This window comes from Parendozoicomonas verongulae, assembly GCF_009711465.1.
Classification (GTDB): Bacteria; Pseudomonadota; Gammaproteobacteria; order Pseudomonadales; family Endozoicomonadaceae; genus Sansalvadorimonas; species Sansalvadorimonas verongulae.
The window spans coordinates 1-564 of sequence record NZ_SMME01000330.1; the positions used below are offsets into that span (position 1 = coordinate 1).

At 52.8% G+C, this 564-nt stretch carries 1 protein-coding gene; it reads right to left on the bottom strand.

Translation table 11 applies throughout. From position 1 onward, the window contains the following. Positions 1-503: hypothetical protein (locus tag E1189_RS00595; protein WP_155158203.1), on the bottom strand; the 503-nt coding region annotated here is incomplete at its 3' end. Positions 504-564 lie beyond the last annotated feature (61 nt).

The window sequence follows — 564 nt, forward strand, 5'->3', positions numbered from 1 at the left end:
AGGAAAATTTTCTTGCGAAGATCGGCCCAAATATATTGTTCATGTCCTGGCGTGTCTTCATGCAGGTTTGCCAGACGATCCCCAGCAAGCAGCTTTCGAGGCAAACTGCTTTGGCGCAAAAGCCGCTCAATCGCAACGGGCGAAACCACCACCATCACTAACCCAGCCAGAGCATGCGCATGATCGATCTGTCTTAGGCTGGGCGAAAATTCATCACGTTCAAACATTTTTCGAAAGTGGCCCAGCGGGTAGCGCTCAAGGCCAGGATGCTTATCGAGAAATCCTGAATCAACTGGATCGTCGCCACCAAGTCTGCCTGCCTTTTCGATCAGCTGGAGGAGCTGATCCCGTCCGCCCTCGCTGCCCCTGAACAGCCAAAAGATTCGACCCTCAAGCTCATCGCGTTGGAACTCTCGACATCTGGCAAGTGATTTTTCTGTCACAAAGGGCGACACAAACACGGCTTTCAGAAAATCTCGTTGGAAGGTAACTCGATCGAGCACCCTGGCTCTTTGCAACTCCTCAAGCCGCCCCTCCGCGTACTGAACATCCTCGCGAAGCTCA